Consider the following 15,587-nt stretch of genomic DNA (forward strand, 5'->3'; position numbering starts at 1 on the left):
ATTTCCTTTTTCTTATGTAAGGGGCCAATCATTCAAATGAAGGTTTGACTATGAAAAAAAGAAAAGGTACACTGAAGAAAACAATCAAACGAATATTTGATTGAAAGGGGGGAACGCCATGAAAGAGATTTGTGAAATTACGAAAGTTCATCCTGAAAGAGTTGAAAATGTGCAAAACCAAATGACTGATCTCGCTGATGTGGCCATCCTTTTCAAAGCCTTGGCAGACGAAACGCGTTTAAAAATCGCTTATGCCTTAACAATAGAAGACGAAATGTGCGTCTGTGATATTGCTGCAGTAATCGGCGGGTCAACAGCTACCGCTTCCCATCATCTGCGCTATCTCCGTGAACGGAAATTGGCAAAGTCGGAACGCAAAGGAAAACAAATCTACTATTCGCTGTCGGATAAGCATGTCCATCAGCTTGTGACTATTGCCCATGAGCACGCGAAAGAAGGTGAGGAAATTGGTTAAAACATACCGTCTTGAAAATCTGTCCTGTACAAATTGTGCTGCAAAATTCGAAAAGAATATTCGCAGCCTGCCGGACATCAAAAGGGTTGAATTGAATTTCGGAGCATCGAAGCTGACCGTTGACGGCAATGTTTCCATAGAGGAATTGGAACGTGCCGGGGCGTTTGACCATATCCGTGTTTATCCGGAAAAAGCGAAAGTTGAGCATACGCCTTTTTACAAACGGCGGCAGACGATTGAAACCGCAATTTCGTTTATGCTGCTGATTGCCGGTGTTATCCTTTCTTTCCAGACAAGTGAAGGCAACCCTTGGGCAATCGGCCTGTTTGGCAGTTCCATGCTGGTCGGCGGCTATCACATGTTCCGTACGGGCTTAATGAACCTCAGCCGTTTTGAATTTGATATGAAAACATTGATGACGATTGCGGTCATTGGTGCAGCCATAATCGGTGAGTGGCGTGAAGGGGCGGTAGTCGTATTTTTATTTGCGATCAGTGAAGCACTTGAATCTTTTTCAATGAACAAAGCGCGCCAGTCGATCCGCAGCCTTATGGATCTTGCGCCTGCACGTGCTTTGATCCAACGGAACGGTGAATTGCTGGAAATGGATACGGAAGATGTACGTATCGGTGATGTCCTGATCGTCAAACCGGGACAGAAAATCGCGATGGACGGCGTTGTCCTGCGCGGAGAGTCTGCGGTCAATCAGGCGGCTATCACAGGTGAATCGATTCCCGAAGTCAAAACACCGGGAGCTGAAGTGTTTGCAGGCACGATGAACGAAGAAGGCGCACTTGAAGTGACTGTCACTAAACGCGTTGAAGACACAACCATCGCTAAAATCATCCACCTGGTGGAAGAAGCGCAGGCGGAAAAAGCGCCCTCGCAGAAATTCGTGGACCAATTCGCAAAATACTACACACCAGCTATCATTGCCATCGCCTTTTTAGTGGCATTGGTGCCGGGTTATGTGACAGGTGACTGGCAGCTGTGGATTTATCAAGGCTTGGCTGTTCTGGTCGTCGGCTGTCCGTGTGCGCTGGTCGTTTCAACACCAGTTGCCATCGTCACAGCAATCGGCAATGCGGCGAGACAAGGTGTCCTCATCAAAGGCGGCATCCATTTGGAAGAAACGGGCCGCATCAACGCCGTTGCGTTCGATAAAACCGGCACGCTGACAAAAGGGTATCCTGAAATGACGGATGCAATTCCGGAAAATGGTTATACGAAAGAGCAGCTGGTCCAATTGGCCGCATCAGCTGAATCGATGTCACAGCATCCGTTGGCGCGCGCCATCAGCAAAGAAGCTGATCTGCTTCTTCCTTCTAAAGGATTTAATTCGGTTACCGGCAAAGGGGCTTATGCCCAGGTTGGCGGAGAGCGGATCCATATCGGCAGCTTGCTCTGGGCAGAAGAGTTTAGTCTTGAAATCCCTGAACACGCCCGCCGTCTGCAGCAGGGTGGCAAATCGGTGATGGCCGTCTTTAAGGCAGAAGAACTTATCGGAGTCATTGCCGTCGCTGATGCAATCCGAAGTGAAAGCCCAGGCATTATCAGGAAGTTGAAAGAGATGGGCATCGGCAGCACCATTATGCTGACAGGGGACCATCCGGCGACCGCCAATGCAATCGCGGGGGAAATCGGCGTTACCGATGTACGGGCAGGGCTGATGCCGCAGGATAAACTTTCTGCAATCCGTGAGCTCCAGCAGCAATATGGCCGTGTGGCGATGGTCGGCGACGGCATCAATGATGCTCCGGCGCTGGCGGCTTCTACAGTCGGCATTGCCATGGGAGGAGCGGGTACTGATGCAGCGCTTGAAACAGCTGATATTGCGCTCATGGCTGATGATCTTGAAAAACTTCCCTATACGATTCGACTAAGCCGCAAGACATTGCGTATAATAAAGGAAAATATCATGTTTGCTTTGGGGCTGAAGGTAATTGCTTTGCTGTTGATCATTCCGGGCTGGCTCACTTTATGGATTGCGATTTTCGCAGACATGGGTGCGACTCTGCTCGTAATCTTGAATGCTCTGCGCCTGGTCAAGGTTCAAAAGTAAGCAATGTATGCTTGGAGGATTTGTTTTGAAATTAACTGAATGGACAATGGAAGAGCAGGAACAGCTGATCCATTTTATGACAACGAATTCCTGGCCATATCACGGACAGGAACACCCTGTCCGCGCGTTGATACAGAAGACGATAGAAGAAGGCGGTTACCAGTCTGATCAGGTAACCACCTTTTGGGTGGAAAACGATGAAGGTGAACAAGTGGGGCTTGTGAAAATTTTTGACTTGCAGGATGACATCCCGTTATTCGATTTGCGGATTGCCGATCCATACCGAGGAAAAGGTTATGGACCGAAAGCGTTGAAAATGACTGCAGATTTCGTTTTCTCATTGCCCGAAAAGAAAATTCGGCTCGAAGGTCATACGCGCCACGACAACTTTGCGATGCGCAAGGCTTTTGAACGGACGGGATTTGTAAAAGAGGCCCATATCCGGCAAGCCTGGTTTTCTGCAAAAGAAAACCGTTATTTCGATGCAGTCACATATGGCATGACTCGCGAAGACTGGCAGCAGGGCGTGACGACGCCTGTGTTATGGGAAGATACGATTGCGGAACCAACAGGTGCGCCGTTCAATCCTGTCCTGCTTGAGTTCCCGGAAGAATTCGAATCGGAGCGTTTGCTGATCCGTGCACCGCGCCGTGAAGATGCTATCCACAGCTATGAAGCGATCAAGCATTCAATTGAATCGCTGCGTCCATGGATGCCGTTTGCGCAGAAGAAGCCAGACTTGAAACAGATTGAAGCGAATCTTATAGAAGCGGCGGCCGATTTCCAATTGCGAAAAGATCTCCGCCTTCATTTTTTCCAGAAAGAAACCGGGGAGTTCATCGGTTCAAGCGGACTTCACCGCATCGACTGGGAAGTGCGGAAGTTTGAAATCGGCTACTGGGTAGACAACCGTTTTGAAGGAAAAGGCTATGTGACGGAAGCGGTTGAACGCATAACGCGTTTCGCGTTTGAGGAACTCGGTGCGAACCGTGTGGAAATCAGATGCGACCCTGACAATGTCAGAAGCCGCGCCGTTGCAGAAAGATTGAACTTCAAACTTGAAGGCATGCTCCGTAAGGAAACTATTTCCCGCCTGGACAATAAATTACGGGATACATGTGTTTATTCGAAAGTCAGAGAATAGCAGGTATATATAAACGAAAAAAGAGACGGTGAGGATTACCCTCGCCGTCTCTTCTTCTATACGCCTTTCCTACCGGAAATCAAGTTAACGATTAGAATGATTGCTGCTACGATTAATAGTAGGTGAATTAATCCGCCTGCTACGTCCATTAAAAATCCGATAAGCCAAATTGCTAAAATAACTACAAGAATAATCCATAAAATACGAGCCATGTGTTCTCACCGACCTTTCTGCTTAGATAGTAATATGTACCCTCAAAAAATACACCGCAAACCTTTCGCGGAAGAAAACTGTATTAAGTGTCAGCAAGGCTAAGTTGTTCACAGGGTGAGGGTATAGTAAACTTAAGGTTAGCTACGTTAGGGAGGAACGAAATTTGCCTACTCCAAGTATGGAAGACCATATTGAAATCATATACTCATTAATAGAGCAGAAAGGCTATGCCCGTGTTTCGGATATAGCCGAGGCGTTATCCGTGCTGCCGTCATCGGTGACAAAAATGGTGCAGAAACTGGATAAGGACGGCTATCTGATTTATGAACGCTACCGGGGGCTGGTATTAACGCCACAAGGACAGAAATTAGGGAAACGGCTGGTTAAAAGACACGATCTGCTGGAACAGTTTTTGCGGTTGATCGGTGTCGAGGAGGAACGCATCTATAATGATGTGGAAGGAATTGAACACCATTTAAGCTGGAATTCCATTAATCGTATTGCTGACCTTGTACAAGTACTTGAGGAAAACCCGCAACTGATCGAAATGCTGGAAAAACTTAAAAATGAAGAAAAGAATAGTTAAACGAAACAGGAGGTTTCATTATGGCATTGCATCCAGGTGAAAAAGCAGTATTACAAATTAAAGACCGGTCGGGTTCCCAGTGGATCTTATCAGATGGTTCAGGTGATGAAGTTCTGATGAACGAGTCGGAAATCGAAGAAGGCCGTGAAATAGGAGAAGAAATTGAAGTTTTCCTTTACCGCAACCGCCAAGGTGGCATTTCAGCAACACCTATGATTCCGCATATTTTGCCTAGCGTTTATGGCTGGGCGAAAGTGTTGAAAGTCTCTAAGCGCGAAGGAGCGGTAGTGGATATCGGCACTACACGCGAAGTTTATTTATTGCCGGCAGACTTGCCGCAATTTGAAGAACTATGGCCACAACAAGGCGACCACATTTTCATGACGATCCGGACAGACCGTTACGGCGATTTATATGGACGCCTGGCAACGGAAGAAAAGGTCAACGAATTGTATGTTGAAGCGCCGACGTCTGTCTATAATCAGGATTTGAAAGCGCGGGCTTATCGCTTGCTGCCAGTGGGCACATTCATGATCTCCGTTCCGGAAATGTACCGGATTTTTGTTCACGAAACTGAGCGCGAAGAAGAACCGCGCCTCGGTGAAGAAAAAACAGTGCGCATCATCGGAGTGAAAGATGACGGTACTTTAAACGGCTCGCTGCTGCCGCGTAAACAGGAGCGCTTGTCGGATGATGCAGAAACAATTATGCGTTATTTAACTGAATCAGGCGGCCAAATGCCATTCGGTGATAAATCTTCACCTGAAGAAATCCAGGAAATGTTCGGCATGAGCAAAGCTGCATTCAAACGTGCTTTGGGCCGACTTTACAAAGATCGCCGTATTGTACAAGAAGACGGCTGGACCAAACTTCAGCAGCATTAATGCAACCTTTCTGAAGCAGATTCGTATTATTTCTATGAAAGGGGCTAAAAAGATGAAGAAATTGATAGCAACTATAGCAATGATTTTAATGGTATCGACGCTCATTCCTTCTTGGGCTGCAGCAAATGTCGGCATCAATGAAAAATACGGAGTACCGATTGTAGTATACGGAGGCAACCTCTCTGAAGACGAAAAAGCAAGTGTCGCTGAAAGCCTGAGTGTTGAAGAAGAGGCTGAAGTGGAAGAAATCGAAGTCACTGGGGAAGACCTTGTCACTTATATCAAAGACGGGGACGCGCGTGCGCGTATGTTTTCTTCAGCAAAAATTACACGTAAAGATGAAGGCGAAGGCCTGGTCATCCAAATCGTAACACCGGATAACATTACACAAGTAACGACGGAAATGTATGCCAATGCGATGCTGACGGCAGGAATCGAGAATGCGACAGTCGAAGTTGCCGCACCAAAACCGGTAACTGGCCACTCAGCACTTGTAGGTATATACAAAGCCTATGAAGTGAACGGCGAACAATTGGATCCTGAACGGACAGACGTCGCAAACGATGAACTTGAAGTAGCGACTGAACTCGCTGAAGACGTAGACGAAGCGAAAGTAAGTGAGTTGCTGACAGAAATCAAAAAGCAGATTGCTGAACAGAATCCTGCTTCACGCGAAGATGTTGAACAGATTGTAGAAGAGCAATTGTCGAAGCTGCAAATCGAATTGAGCCCGGAAGACCGTCAATTATTGATCGATCTGATGGACCGGATCCGCCAATTGGATATCGACTTTTCCCAATGGTCGACTCAACTTGAAGATTTAAGCAAAACGATTGAAGACAAGATCGGCACAATCGTCAACGACGAAGGATTCTGGAACAGCGTCAAAGAATTCTTCAGAAACCTGGCGAACACTGTGCGTTCATGGTTCAACTAATCTAATTTGAAAATGCGGACAGCCGAGGCTGTTCGCTTTTTTATTGTAAATTATTTGTAATCGATATTACGCAAAACACCTTCGCTTTCCTGGGGGCTTGCGATGAGCTAACTCAGACTCGTTCCACTTCGTCCGAGTGGATCTCAGCACTTCGCTAGAAACAGAGTTGGCAAACCAACTCTGTTTCTAATCCCCTGGGAGTCTTCGCTGTTTTGCTCCATATCTTTAGATTGCTTTATATTTAAGAAATTCGCTTCAGTTTATTTCAAGTAAAGAAGGGGATACCTTACTTCAGAATACCATCAAAATGAAGTGACAGACGGTGACTCCTGCGGGAGCAAGAGCGTGTCCTGAGACCCCGCAAGAGCGAAGCGATGAGGAGGCTTAGGCCGCTCCCCGCGGAAAGCATCCGTCTAAAACGGAATGAATATAGAAAAAGATGCTTTTTATGTAGAAAGATCTAAAGTTGAAATTACTGCTTATAAAAGCAAGCCATTTTCTTGCTGGTGTGCGTTGGGAATGTTATTATTTAATTAATATCTCGAATTCGAGATAATTAGAGGAGGCATTTATTATGAAATTGGAAGGCATCCATCACGTTTCAGCAATTACGGCCAATGCAGATAAAAACCATGATTTCTTTACGCGGATTCTCGGCATGCGACTGGTGAAAAAGAGCGTCAACCAGGATTCAACGTCCTCTTATCATTTATTTTATGCAGATGCAGTAGGTACGCCGGGGACAGACATGACGTATTTCGATATACCGATGGCCGGGCGCACTTATCCTGGCGTTTCGAGCATCAGCAATACCTCTTTCCGTGTGAAAAGTGAGGAAGCATTGCAGTACTGGTTGAAGCGTTTTGAGGAATTTCAGGTGCCGCACGGTGAAATCCGTGAAAGATTCGATCGCCAGACTTTGGAATTTGAAGACTTTGAAGGTTCCCGCTTAATGCTGACCGTTGACAACGGCAGAGGCATTGAGTACGGCATTCCCTGGACAAAAGCCGGAGTTCCGGAAGAATATGCGATTGTCGGTTTGGGAAATGTGCGGCTGACTGTCCGTAAAAAAGATCGGACGGCAACTGTATTGACGGAAATTATGGGCTTCGAGGAAATCGGTTCCTATCCATCGGAAGTTGATGGAATGGAAGATATTTTTGTCTATTCGACAGGAAAAGGCGGTCCTGCCGGCGAAGTACATGTAGAGGAACGTCCGGATCTTCCGCCGGAACGTCCTGGACGCGGAAGTGTTCATCATGTTGCATTTCGGGTAAAGACTTTTGAAGAGTACAGCAAATGGAATAAATATTTACGTGAAAACGGATTTATGACTTCAGGGGAAGTCGATCGGTATTACTTTAAAGCCATCTATTTCCGGGAGCCGAACGGTATTCTATTTGAGCTTTCCACGGATGAACCGGGTTTTGCGACAGATGAACCATTGGAAAGTTTAGGGGAAGAACTGGCTTTGCCGCCATTCCTGGAGCCAAAAAGAGCTGAAATAGAAGCGTCGTTGCGTCCGTTGAGTATTAATAAGCATTAATCGAGGAGGATGAAAGATGGATTTTAAAATGGTGGAGCTTGGCCAGGATGAATTTGCATTCCGCAATGAAGATAATGGAACGGTCAATGGTGAAATCACTTGGACTCAAATGGCCGACGTTATGGTTGTGGAACATACTTTTGTAAATGAAAATATGCGCAACCAGGGACTGGCGAAAAAGCTGGTTGACCGCGCAGTCGAATATGCCCGTGAAAATGAATACAAAATCGAGCCGGTCTGCTCTTATGTAGCGACCGTCTTTGATCGCTATGATGAATATGAGGACGTTAAAGTGTAAAAGCAGAAAAGCGACAGTGCCCGTTAAGCTCTGCAAGGCATAAGACAGGCCAGCAGAGTGGCGTTCTTTGCCACGGCAACTGGATTGGCTTATGACCCGAAGAGCTGGGCCACTGGAGCCTAGACAAGTAAACACAAAAAAGCAATCCGCCATTTATATGGTTTGGATTGCTTTTTCTATATTTCAGTTATGTAGTTTTTCATAACTACCTCCAATTTCTTATAGGAATGTCATAAGGAATACGATACCAGTTAAAATTGAAGCTCCACCTACACCGTACATGAAATCTGATTGGCTAAATACTAAGTTTTTTTCCATTTTATAGAACCCCTCTCAAATGTTTGTAATATTGTTTGTTACTAAATAAATACCCGGCTGAAAGCAATCTAAACATGTTTTAGCATTTTTTTTCAGGGAATCTTATCTATGGAACAATTTTTCTGTATGCCGTATCGAAAAGTGCTGCGGCTGCAAATAAGAGGGAGGTAGTTAGATGAATAATGGAACAATCAGCAGGACAGGAGAAAGAGTCCTCGGTATAATCGGAATTGTATTTAACATTATTACGATCATCTTATTGGCATGGTTGATCACTAGTATCAGCGGTCTGGAAGGTACGGCCGAGTTTGAGGAGTTTCAGCAGGAAATTATGAACGACCCTGCTTTTGAAGGAAGTCCTGAAGAAGCCCAAATGGTTGTTGACTTCATCATGGAAGGTACCGGTGTATTCGGCTGGGCCCTTGTTGCATTGCTTGCACTCAGCACCATTTTAGCAATCGTGGCTCTTATTAATTTGAAGAAAACCAGCAATGCAAGCCTTGCAGGCATATTCTTCATACTTGCCGGTCTGTTGGCAGGCGTCCTGTCGCTGACATCGATTCTATTCTATATTGCTGCAATTATGTGCTTCGTACGCAAACCGCCGATGCGCGATGATGAATTGCATAGAAGAGATGACGGTGCTTACCGCGATGACAAAATCCGCAGAACGGATGATTCGCTTTCCCGTGAAGATAATGTCCGAAGAACGGATGAGCCTGTACATCGCGAAGATGAAGTTCGCAGAACAGACGACACAGTCCGCCGCGATAGTACGCGCCGCGACGATGATACACCTTACCGTCCACTATAGAAAAGCGGAAACGGCCGCTCAGCTAAGAGTTGGACGAAGGAAGTTCGGCCGACTCTTTGCGACGAAGCTAGCGCAGCGATGCAGGAGCACTGTAAGTTCAATCTAGGCGACAGAGGGAAGTTTCAGCCGCCTAGCCAGTGAGGCTTACGACTCGAGGAGTTGGCCGTTGAAGTCTAGACAAAGAAAAGCACCTGCTCATAGAGCGGGTGCTTTCAAATTGTAAACATATTTGGCTGTCTGCAACGGGTGGCCTTCAAATAGCTCTTCAAACTCTTCCACAAACTCAAAGCCGTTCGATTCATAAAAGCTGCGGCCTTTTTTGTTTTCACTTTCCACATAGACAAAAAGATTTGAACCGTCGAGTAAATAAGTCAAACCGCTGTCGAGCAGTTTTTTTCCATAGCCGTGACGCTGGTGTTCAGGTTTTAAATACAATGCAATCAATTCAGCGTCTCCGTCATCATCGAGTTTCGTGAAATTGGCAAAGCCAATAGGTTCACCTTCATGTTCCGCTAAAAGAAGAATCGTTTTTTTCAGGCGCATTTCCATCATTGGGACGGAATAGGATTTATCTAAGAAACTTTGCTGTATATTCACCGGGATTATGTCTTGGTAAGTGTCATTCCAACTGATATGGGCAATTTCCTGAACAGCTGTAATATCTTTGGATGTACCTGTGCGAATCATGCAATCACCTCGGAAATTCTTTTCGTCATCATATCAAAATTCCCCCTGAATAGCCACTGTTGTGGAATAATAGAGACTAAAGGAGTGAGTGGAATTGACTTGGAAAATTGCTGATTTTAATGAACTGGCTGCAGCAGAACTCTATGAAATGCTGAAGCTGCGTGTGGATGTTTTTGTAGTTGAGCAAAATTGCCCGTATCCTGAACTGGACGGGCTGGATCAGAAATCGGTCCATTTGGCATATAGGGAGAATGGAAAGATTCTTGCTTATTCACGGCTCGTTCCGGGGGAACTTAAATACGGCGTGCCTTCTATCGGCCGGGTGATTGTCAGTCCCGATGCAAGAGGACGCGGACTTGCGCGGGAGTTGATGCGTAAAAGCATCGATTTTATTTTCAATGAATGGCAGCCGGAAGAGATCCGATTGCAGGGACAAGTCTATTTACAGGAATTCTATCAATCATTCGGCTTTGACCCGATATCAGACGTTTATGATGAAGACGGCATTCCGCATGTGGATATGAGGCTGGATAAAAGGGGTAGTCCGAACACCTCCAGATAGATTAAATAAAATGAATAAGGGTATATATTATAGAAGACATCAATTCGCGGAGGAGTGGTCAAATGGCAAAGGGAAAAGGCAGAGGCTTGTTATTGGCGGGGCTTGCAGTAGGTGCGTATACTTACTTCAAAAACCCGGAAAATCGTGAAAAAGCGACATTGGCTTTCAATAATACGAAAGAGAAGGTGAATTCATATATGGAATCACAAAACTTGGATGACAATAAAAAAACAGCGCATGACGGATCAAAGCCGCAGGAACCACGTGAAAACAAGATGGTTTCAGAAGGCGCGCCGACTTCGGTGCAGTATTACAATGAAGAAGAGCAGCAAGAAGATGGCACAAATGAAGAAAAAACAAAATTATCACCGAACGATACAAGCAAGGAAAAAGCGGAAGACACCGAATCCGTGTCTCCTGAAACAAAATTAAATACCGACAATATCTAAAAGGGTGGTCCGTGGACCACCCTTTATTTTTATTTCATTTATTCAACGTGCTCATATTCACTGCAGCGGCGCTTAACAGCAATACCCCGCTTGTGATAAATCCGCGGTCGGCGCTCAGTGCCAGCGCACCTGTAAAGGATGAGCCCGCCACAACGCCGATTGAAAAGAAGGCGTAAAAATAACCGTAGGCTTTGCCCCGGGAACGTTCCGTTGTCGAATCGATCAGCAGCGAATTAATAGATGGAAACAGGAGCGCAAAACCGATTCCGTAACTGATCATGCTGAAGTAAAGCAGGGAGGCGGCGGAAACGGAACTCAGTAGAAACAGCGAAGTGCCCATAAGGAGAAATCCTGCTATTAAGGTATAGACAGGCTTAACGGCATCGAACAGGCGATTCACCGGAAGCAGGAACACCAAAATGGCCGCTATGCCGAAAACGCTCAGTAACAGGCCGCTCATTTCCGGTGGCAGCCCGAGACCCGAAACTTTCAACGGCAGCATATAAGCAAGGACGCCTTGCGAAAACATCAGGAAGAAAGCCCCCATAAAGGCGCGCAATAAGCCAGAGCTAAGAATGATCATGTTGAATGTAAGGGGCTCAGTTATGAGCTCTTTTCTTTTTTTCACGGTGCGGTTCAACAGAAAAAAAGATAGAAGCCCGAGGACCAGCAGCATGCTGCCCGTAAGCGACATGGTTTCCGGCACACTGGTGCGGCTGGCAAAAATTGCCCCATAGGCTGGGCCGAGAATTGCGGCAAGGCCGACAAACGCACCGGAAACCGCAGCTCCTTTGCCGCGGCGACTGTGTTCTGTGTGATTGGCCAGGTAAGTGAAGGCCGCCGGGACAATTAATCCTGCCGATAGTCCGTGGAGAAAACGTATGGCAAGCAAGCTATAGGGTCCTGCTGCAAGCGAATAAGTAAAAAGAAATGCAGCGGTCAAAAGCAATCCTGCCACAAGGAGTGTGAAAGGGCCTTTGCGGTCGGAGAAAATACCCGAGATGATGTTCCCGAATGTATTGGAAAGCGAGTACATGCCGACTGCCAATCCGGTTAAAAAAGGTGTCGCCTGCAATTCAATCGCAAAAGGACTGATGATTGGCAGCTGGGCAAATAAATCGAAGAAGGCAAAGAAGATGATGATATAGATGAAAAGCTGCATTGCTGTTCCTCATTCCCTGGAAATAATAAGTGGTTTATGGATTAAGAGTGAGTGAAAAAAGGGTAAATAGAAATAATGAAGCTATTATACCACTTGGAGGTCAGATGATGAAAAAGGCTATGTTTATACTAAATCCATCGGCAGGAAAAGAAAAAGCTGCCGATTATCGTGAAAGTGTTGAAAAAACCCTTAAAGAAATGGGATATATTGTCGATACTAAAGAGACAGAAAAACAAAGGGATGCTACTCTTTTTGCCCGGGAATCTTGCGAGCAGAAATATGACTTTGTTGTTGCAATGGGCGGAGACGGCACGATAAACGAAACTGTATCCGGTCTGGCGGAACAGCCTCATCAGCCATTGTTTTCCTTGATTCCTCTAGGAACTGTCAATGATTTTGCGCGAGCACTCGGAATTTCCCTGGATCCGGAAGAAGCGATTGAAGCATTGAAAAAAGGGGCGGAAAAAGCGGTTGATATTGCAAAAGTGGGCGATATGTATTTCATGAACATTTTGGCTATCGGCGACATAGCAGAATCTACTTCCTCAGTATCACCGGAACAAAAGACACGACTTGGTTCGCTCGCTTATTTTATTGAAGGAGTCAAAGCGATCACTTCTGAAGAAGAAACTTATTTTGAAGTCGAACATGACCATGGCGTTTGGAAAGGTGATGCAAAACTGGTTCTGGTTGCATTGACCAATTCAGTCGGCGGTTTTGAAAAATTGGCGCCTGAAGCATTGACGGATGACGGGCTGCTTCATCTATATATTATAGAACATGCGAAACTTGCCGGTTTTGTCAGAATGGCAGGAGCTTTATGGCGAGGGAAACTGGAAGAAGATCCTGAAGTTGAAGCCATCCATACAACAAAAGTTGTCATCAGAACGAAAGAACCGTTAATTTGTAATATTGACGGTGATGAAGGATGTGCAACACCGTTTAAAATTGAAGTTCTGCCGCGCCATATTCGTGCTCTCATTCCGCCGGATAAAGATGAATTAAAAGAGTAGAATAATGAAATCATTATATGGGGGAAGGTGTGGCGCATTTCAGAAATATTAAAAGTATGTTACTTTTAAAGAAAAAGCGAGATTTTTTATAATGTTTGCGGTATATTTAGTATATATTTAGGGAAGATATTTCCTATAAAATCCGGCGATAGTGCTTAGGTAATAGACCATATTGCTTAAAATATTATATTATTATGAGCAAAACTGTGTTCTTATTTATTGTTTCAGTATATAGTTAATATAGTGAGTGCAAAAACTTGTGAAAAGAAAGACGGGGAAAAGATGAATATAATTGCTGTACCAACAATTCAAGAGACTATTTCCAAGATTTTCATGGCAGAGAGCGAAAACCTCAACCAATACGATGGTCTAGAAAAGTTTTTTGAAACCGAAACCCAATTAATTTACGAAATCCATCACTTGGAAAAAGAAAAAGCGAAAGAGACCCTTCGTGCTTTGATTGATATGATTTCATTGCATGCAGGTAAAGACACGATCCGCGCGATCCGCAACTATTACATAGTTCTCTCTTCAGTGATGGCACGAAAACTTTTTGAAATGCGCGTACCGCCGAAAAAAGCTTTTGCCTTCAACAATGCCTGCATCGAGCTCGTGGATAATCGCATGAACGATTCAGAGTTCCTGTATGTAGCTGATGAATTGATCGAGTTTTTCGTATCTGTCATTTCAGAACGCAAACAGCCTTCATTCGGCCATCAGACGGTAAATAAAGTGGTGATGTTCATCAATGATGAAGTTGAACGCGACCTGTCTGTTGAAGATGTAGCGAAGCACTTCCATATTTCGACAAGCCATTTGTCACGGATTTTCCGTGAACATGCCGGCATCACATTAGTGGAATACTTGAATGTACGCCGTGTTGAGGAATCTCAGCATTATCTTCGCCATTCAGACAAAGGGATTTCAGAAATCTCGAAACAATTCCATTTCTGCAACCAGAGTTACTTTACCCGCATCTTCAAGAAATATACTACGGTTACGCCGAAGCAATTCCGCGACAGCCAGCATATTCCTTATTTCAGATATACATTGCCGAACGCTAAGTAAGGAGAAGAAATTCTCCTTTTTTTTCTGGGCTTTTTTTTGGGGGATAAGGCTTTGGCGGCGGAGCACTTCGGGGAAAAGGCTGCTCCTGCATCGCTGCGCTGCTTCGTCGCAAGAGATGGCCCCAAAATTCTTGGGGCCATCTCTCACTGTCGCTTTTCGGGTGTCCAGACTTCAGCGGCCCAGCTCTTCGGGTCATAAGTCAACTCAGTGTCTAGTCTCCAGTGCCTAACTCTTCGGGATATAAGTCAAACCAGCTACGTGGCAAAGGTCGCCACTTCACTGGTTTGCCTTATACCTTTCAGAGCTGAACAGGCACTTCCGCTTTTCGAGACTGCGTGGCAAAGACCGCCACTAGGCTGATCTGCCTTATGCCTTTCAGAGCTGAACGGGCGCTTACGCTTTTCTAATAGCCACAATGCTGTCATATACTATGCTGAATATTGTACACTCTCTTTTGCGCGGTTTGAAATATGCTCTTCGTATGCGGTATACTTCTTTATAGTTTAAAAAGGTGAAGGTGACTAATTTGAAAAATAAATTACTATTAATGTCGATGCTTACTGCTGCGGTGCTTTTCCTGAGCGGCTGTTCGGCTGTAGAGAATAAAGAAGGGTTTTTCTATAGCATTTTTGTTGCGCCATTCGATTTTTCCCTTGATTATTTAGGGAATCTTTTTGGAGGCAGCTACGGACTTGCGATTGTAGCAATCACGGTTATTATCCGTCTTGTATTGATGCCTTTCATGCTGCGCACTTATAAGCGCCAGCAGGGAATGAAAGTGAAAATGGATGCTATGCGCCCGGAAATGGAAGATATCCAAAAGCGCCTGAAAGGGACAAAGGATAAAGAAGAGCAGATGAAGCTCCAGCAGGAAATGATGGGTCTTTACAAGAAACATGAAGTCAATCCATTGAATATGGGCTGTCTGCCGGTAGTCATCCAGATGCCGATTGTAATGGGTCTGTATTTTGCCATCCTTTATTCGCCGGAAGTGCGCTCGCACGAATTCCTCTGGTTTAACCTTGGTGAGCCGGATATCGTCATGACATTGATCGCCGGTGCTGTTTACTTCTTCCAGGCAAAAGTTTCACTATGGACGATGCCTGAACAGCAGCAGAAACAGATGAAACTATTCATCTACATTTCACCGATTATGATCATGTTCATCTCGTTCACCTCGATGGCCGCTCTGCCGGTTTACTGGACAGTCGGCGGTATTCTATTGATCATCCAAACATTCATCGGACGGAAATTCTATTCGAACCATCCGGAAAAAGCTTTGGAAGCAGTGGAAGATGAAGGCGATGAGAAAGTAGTCTTGGAAAAGAAAAAATAATATTGAAAGCTTGCCGGCATCGGATGCCGGCTT

The 15,587-nt window shown here is 45.3% G+C and carries 17 protein-coding genes; 14 read left to right on the forward strand and 3 right to left on the reverse strand.

The window, feature by feature from the left end:
- Positions 1–118 precede the first annotated feature (118 nt).
- The 3 genes from DP120_RS13095 to DP120_RS13105 are packed head-to-tail and all read left to right on the forward strand — an operon-like array spanning position 119 to position 3,681.
- Complete coding sequence (locus DP120_RS13095; protein ID WP_112224126.1) at positions 119–475, forward strand: ArsR/SmtB family transcription factor; 357 nt, start codon at positions 119–121, stop codon at positions 473–475.
- Complete coding sequence (locus DP120_RS13100) at positions 441–2,537, forward strand: heavy metal translocating P-type ATPase (RefSeq protein WP_112224127.1); 2,097 nt, start codon at positions 441–443, stop codon at positions 2,535–2,537. Before DP120_RS13095 ends, DP120_RS13100 begins: the two co-directional genes overlap by 35 nt.
- A gap of 25 nt (positions 2,538–2,562) precedes the next feature.
- The gene (locus DP120_RS13105; protein WP_112224128.1) at positions 2,563–3,681 is read left to right on the forward strand and encodes a GNAT family N-acetyltransferase; all 1,119 of its coding nucleotides are present in this window, start codon (positions 2,563–2,565) and stop codon (positions 3,679–3,681) included.
- 56 nt (positions 3,682–3,737) lie between these two features.
- Here DP120_RS13105 and DP120_RS13110 read toward each other — a convergent pair whose 3' ends face one another.
- A complete protein-coding gene (locus DP120_RS13110; protein WP_112224129.1) occupies positions 3,738–3,893 on the reverse strand; it encodes a lmo0937 family membrane protein in 156 nt (51 codons plus the stop codon).
- A gap of 164 nt (positions 3,894–4,057) precedes the next feature.
- On the opposite strand from DP120_RS13110, the gene mntR reads away from it, so the two are divergent.
- The 6 genes from mntR (at position 4,058) to DP120_RS13140 (ending at position 9,277) form a co-directional block, all read left to right on the forward strand.
- Positions 4,058–4,480, forward strand: a complete 423-nt coding sequence (mntR, locus tag DP120_RS13115; protein WP_112224130.1) for a transcriptional regulator MntR — start codon at positions 4,058–4,060, stop codon at positions 4,478–4,480.
- Between the two features lie 20 nt (positions 4,481–4,500).
- A complete protein-coding gene (locus DP120_RS13120) occupies positions 4,501–5,364 on the forward strand; it encodes a CvfB family protein (protein ID WP_112224131.1) in 864 nt (287 codons plus the stop codon).
- 52 nt (positions 5,365–5,416) lie between these two features.
- Positions 5,417–6,301, forward strand: coding sequence for a DUF1002 domain-containing protein (locus tag DP120_RS13125; RefSeq protein ID WP_112224132.1), 885 nt, complete (start codon positions 5,417–5,419; stop codon positions 6,299–6,301).
- 574 nt (positions 6,302–6,875) lie between these two features.
- Positions 6,876–7,847 (forward strand): ring-cleaving dioxygenase, encoded by a 972-nt coding sequence (locus DP120_RS13130; protein WP_112224133.1) that lies wholly within the window; start codon positions 6,876–6,878, stop codon positions 7,845–7,847.
- A 16-nt stretch (positions 7,848–7,863) separates the two neighbouring features.
- Complete coding sequence (locus DP120_RS13135) at positions 7,864–8,145, forward strand: GNAT family N-acetyltransferase (RefSeq protein WP_112224134.1); 282 nt, start codon at positions 7,864–7,866, stop codon at positions 8,143–8,145.
- Positions 8,146–8,638: 493 nt separating this feature from the next.
- Positions 8,639–9,277: a DUF4064 domain-containing protein gene (locus DP120_RS13140; protein WP_112224135.1), complete on the forward strand. Its 639-nt coding sequence runs from the start codon at positions 8,639–8,641 to the stop codon at positions 9,275–9,277.
- A gap of 195 nt (positions 9,278–9,472) precedes the next feature.
- Here the strand turns inward: DP120_RS13140 and DP120_RS13145 are convergent, their stop codons facing one another.
- Positions 9,473–9,964 (reverse strand): GNAT family N-acetyltransferase, encoded by a 492-nt coding sequence (locus DP120_RS13145; RefSeq protein ID WP_112224136.1) that lies wholly within the window; start codon positions 9,962–9,964, stop codon positions 9,473–9,475.
- A 94-nt stretch (positions 9,965–10,058) separates the two neighbouring features.
- Here DP120_RS13145 and DP120_RS13150 point away from each other — a divergent pair, with 94 nt between their 5' ends.
- Both DP120_RS13150 and DP120_RS13155 read left to right on the forward strand, forming a co-directional pair.
- The gene (locus DP120_RS13150; protein WP_112224137.1) at positions 10,059–10,526 is read left to right on the forward strand and encodes a GNAT family N-acetyltransferase; all 468 of its coding nucleotides are present in this window, start codon (positions 10,059–10,061) and stop codon (positions 10,524–10,526) included.
- A 62-nt stretch (positions 10,527–10,588) separates the two neighbouring features.
- Positions 10,589–10,975, forward strand: a complete 387-nt coding sequence (locus DP120_RS13155) for a hypothetical protein (protein WP_112224138.1) — start codon at positions 10,589–10,591, stop codon at positions 10,973–10,975.
- 34 nt (positions 10,976–11,009) lie between these two features.
- Here the strand turns inward: DP120_RS13155 and DP120_RS13160 are convergent, their stop codons facing one another.
- The gene (locus tag DP120_RS13160) at positions 11,010–12,137 is read right to left on the reverse strand and encodes an MFS transporter (protein WP_112224139.1); all 1,128 of its coding nucleotides are present in this window, start codon (positions 12,135–12,137) and stop codon (positions 11,010–11,012) included.
- A gap of 107 nt (positions 12,138–12,244) precedes the next feature.
- Here DP120_RS13160 and DP120_RS13165 point away from each other — a divergent pair, with 107 nt between their 5' ends.
- The 3 genes from DP120_RS13165 to yidC all read left to right on the forward strand — a co-directional run bounded on the left by DP120_RS13165 (position 12,245) and on the right by yidC (position 15,554).
- Entirely contained in the window at positions 12,245–13,150 is a 906-nt protein-coding gene (locus DP120_RS13165) for a diacylglycerol/lipid kinase family protein (RefSeq protein WP_112224140.1), read from the forward strand.
- 282 nt (positions 13,151–13,432) lie between these two features.
- The gene (locus tag DP120_RS13170) at positions 13,433–14,218 is read left to right on the forward strand and encodes a helix-turn-helix domain-containing protein (protein ID WP_112224141.1); all 786 of its coding nucleotides are present in this window, start codon (positions 13,433–13,435) and stop codon (positions 14,216–14,218) included.
- Positions 14,219–14,765: 547 nt separating this feature from the next.
- On the forward strand, positions 14,766–15,554 hold the full coding sequence (gene yidC, locus DP120_RS13175) for a membrane protein insertase YidC (protein WP_420812443.1): 789 nt from the start codon (positions 14,766–14,768) through the stop codon (positions 15,552–15,554).
- Positions 15,555–15,587: the final 33 nt, after the last annotated feature.

Origin of the sequence: Planococcus halotolerans (assembly GCF_003289955.1) — a bacterium.
Taxonomy (GTDB): domain Bacteria; phylum Bacillota; class Bacilli; order Bacillales_A; family Planococcaceae; genus Planococcus; species Planococcus halotolerans.

What these genes read in the sequence shown, in the direction of transcription:
- DP120_RS13095 (WP_112224126.1), top strand. Translation starts at nt 119, where the DNA reads ATGAAAGAGATTTGTGAAATTACGAAAGTTCATCCTGAAAGAGTTGAA.
- DP120_RS13100 (WP_112224127.1), top strand. Translation starts at nt 441, where the DNA reads ATGAGCACGCGAAAGAAGGTGAGGAAATTGGTTAAAACATACCGTCTT.
- DP120_RS13110 (WP_112224129.1), bottom strand. Translation starts at nt 3,893, where the DNA reads ATGGCTCGTATTTTATGGATTATTCTTGTAGTTATTTTAGCAATTTGG.
- DP120_RS13120 (WP_112224131.1), top strand. Translation starts at nt 4,501, where the DNA reads ATGGCATTGCATCCAGGTGAAAAAGCAGTATTACAAATTAAAGACCGG.
- DP120_RS13125 (WP_112224132.1), top strand. Translation starts at nt 5,417, where the DNA reads ATGAAGAAATTGATAGCAACTATAGCAATGATTTTAATGGTATCGACG.
- DP120_RS13130 (WP_112224133.1), top strand. Translation starts at nt 6,876, where the DNA reads ATGAAATTGGAAGGCATCCATCACGTTTCAGCAATTACGGCCAATGCA.
- DP120_RS13135 (WP_112224134.1), top strand. Translation starts at nt 7,864, where the DNA reads ATGGATTTTAAAATGGTGGAGCTTGGCCAGGATGAATTTGCATTCCGC.
- DP120_RS13140 (WP_112224135.1), top strand. Translation starts at nt 8,639, where the DNA reads ATGAATAATGGAACAATCAGCAGGACAGGAGAAAGAGTCCTCGGTATA.
- DP120_RS13145 (WP_112224136.1), bottom strand. Translation starts at nt 9,964, where the DNA reads ATGATTCGCACAGGTACATCCAAAGATATTACAGCTGTTCAGGAAATT.
- DP120_RS13155 (WP_112224138.1), top strand. Translation starts at nt 10,589, where the DNA reads ATGGCAAAGGGAAAAGGCAGAGGCTTGTTATTGGCGGGGCTTGCAGTA.
- DP120_RS13160 (WP_112224139.1), bottom strand. Translation starts at nt 12,137, where the DNA reads ATGCAGCTTTTCATCTATATCATCATCTTCTTTGCCTTCTTCGATTTA.
- DP120_RS13165 (WP_112224140.1), top strand. Translation starts at nt 12,245, where the DNA reads ATGAAAAAGGCTATGTTTATACTAAATCCATCGGCAGGAAAAGAAAAA.
- DP120_RS13170 (WP_112224141.1), top strand. Translation starts at nt 13,433, where the DNA reads ATGAATATAATTGCTGTACCAACAATTCAAGAGACTATTTCCAAGATT.
- yidC (WP_420812443.1), top strand. Translation starts at nt 14,766, where the DNA reads ATGTCGATGCTTACTGCTGCGGTGCTTTTCCTGAGCGGCTGTTCGGCT.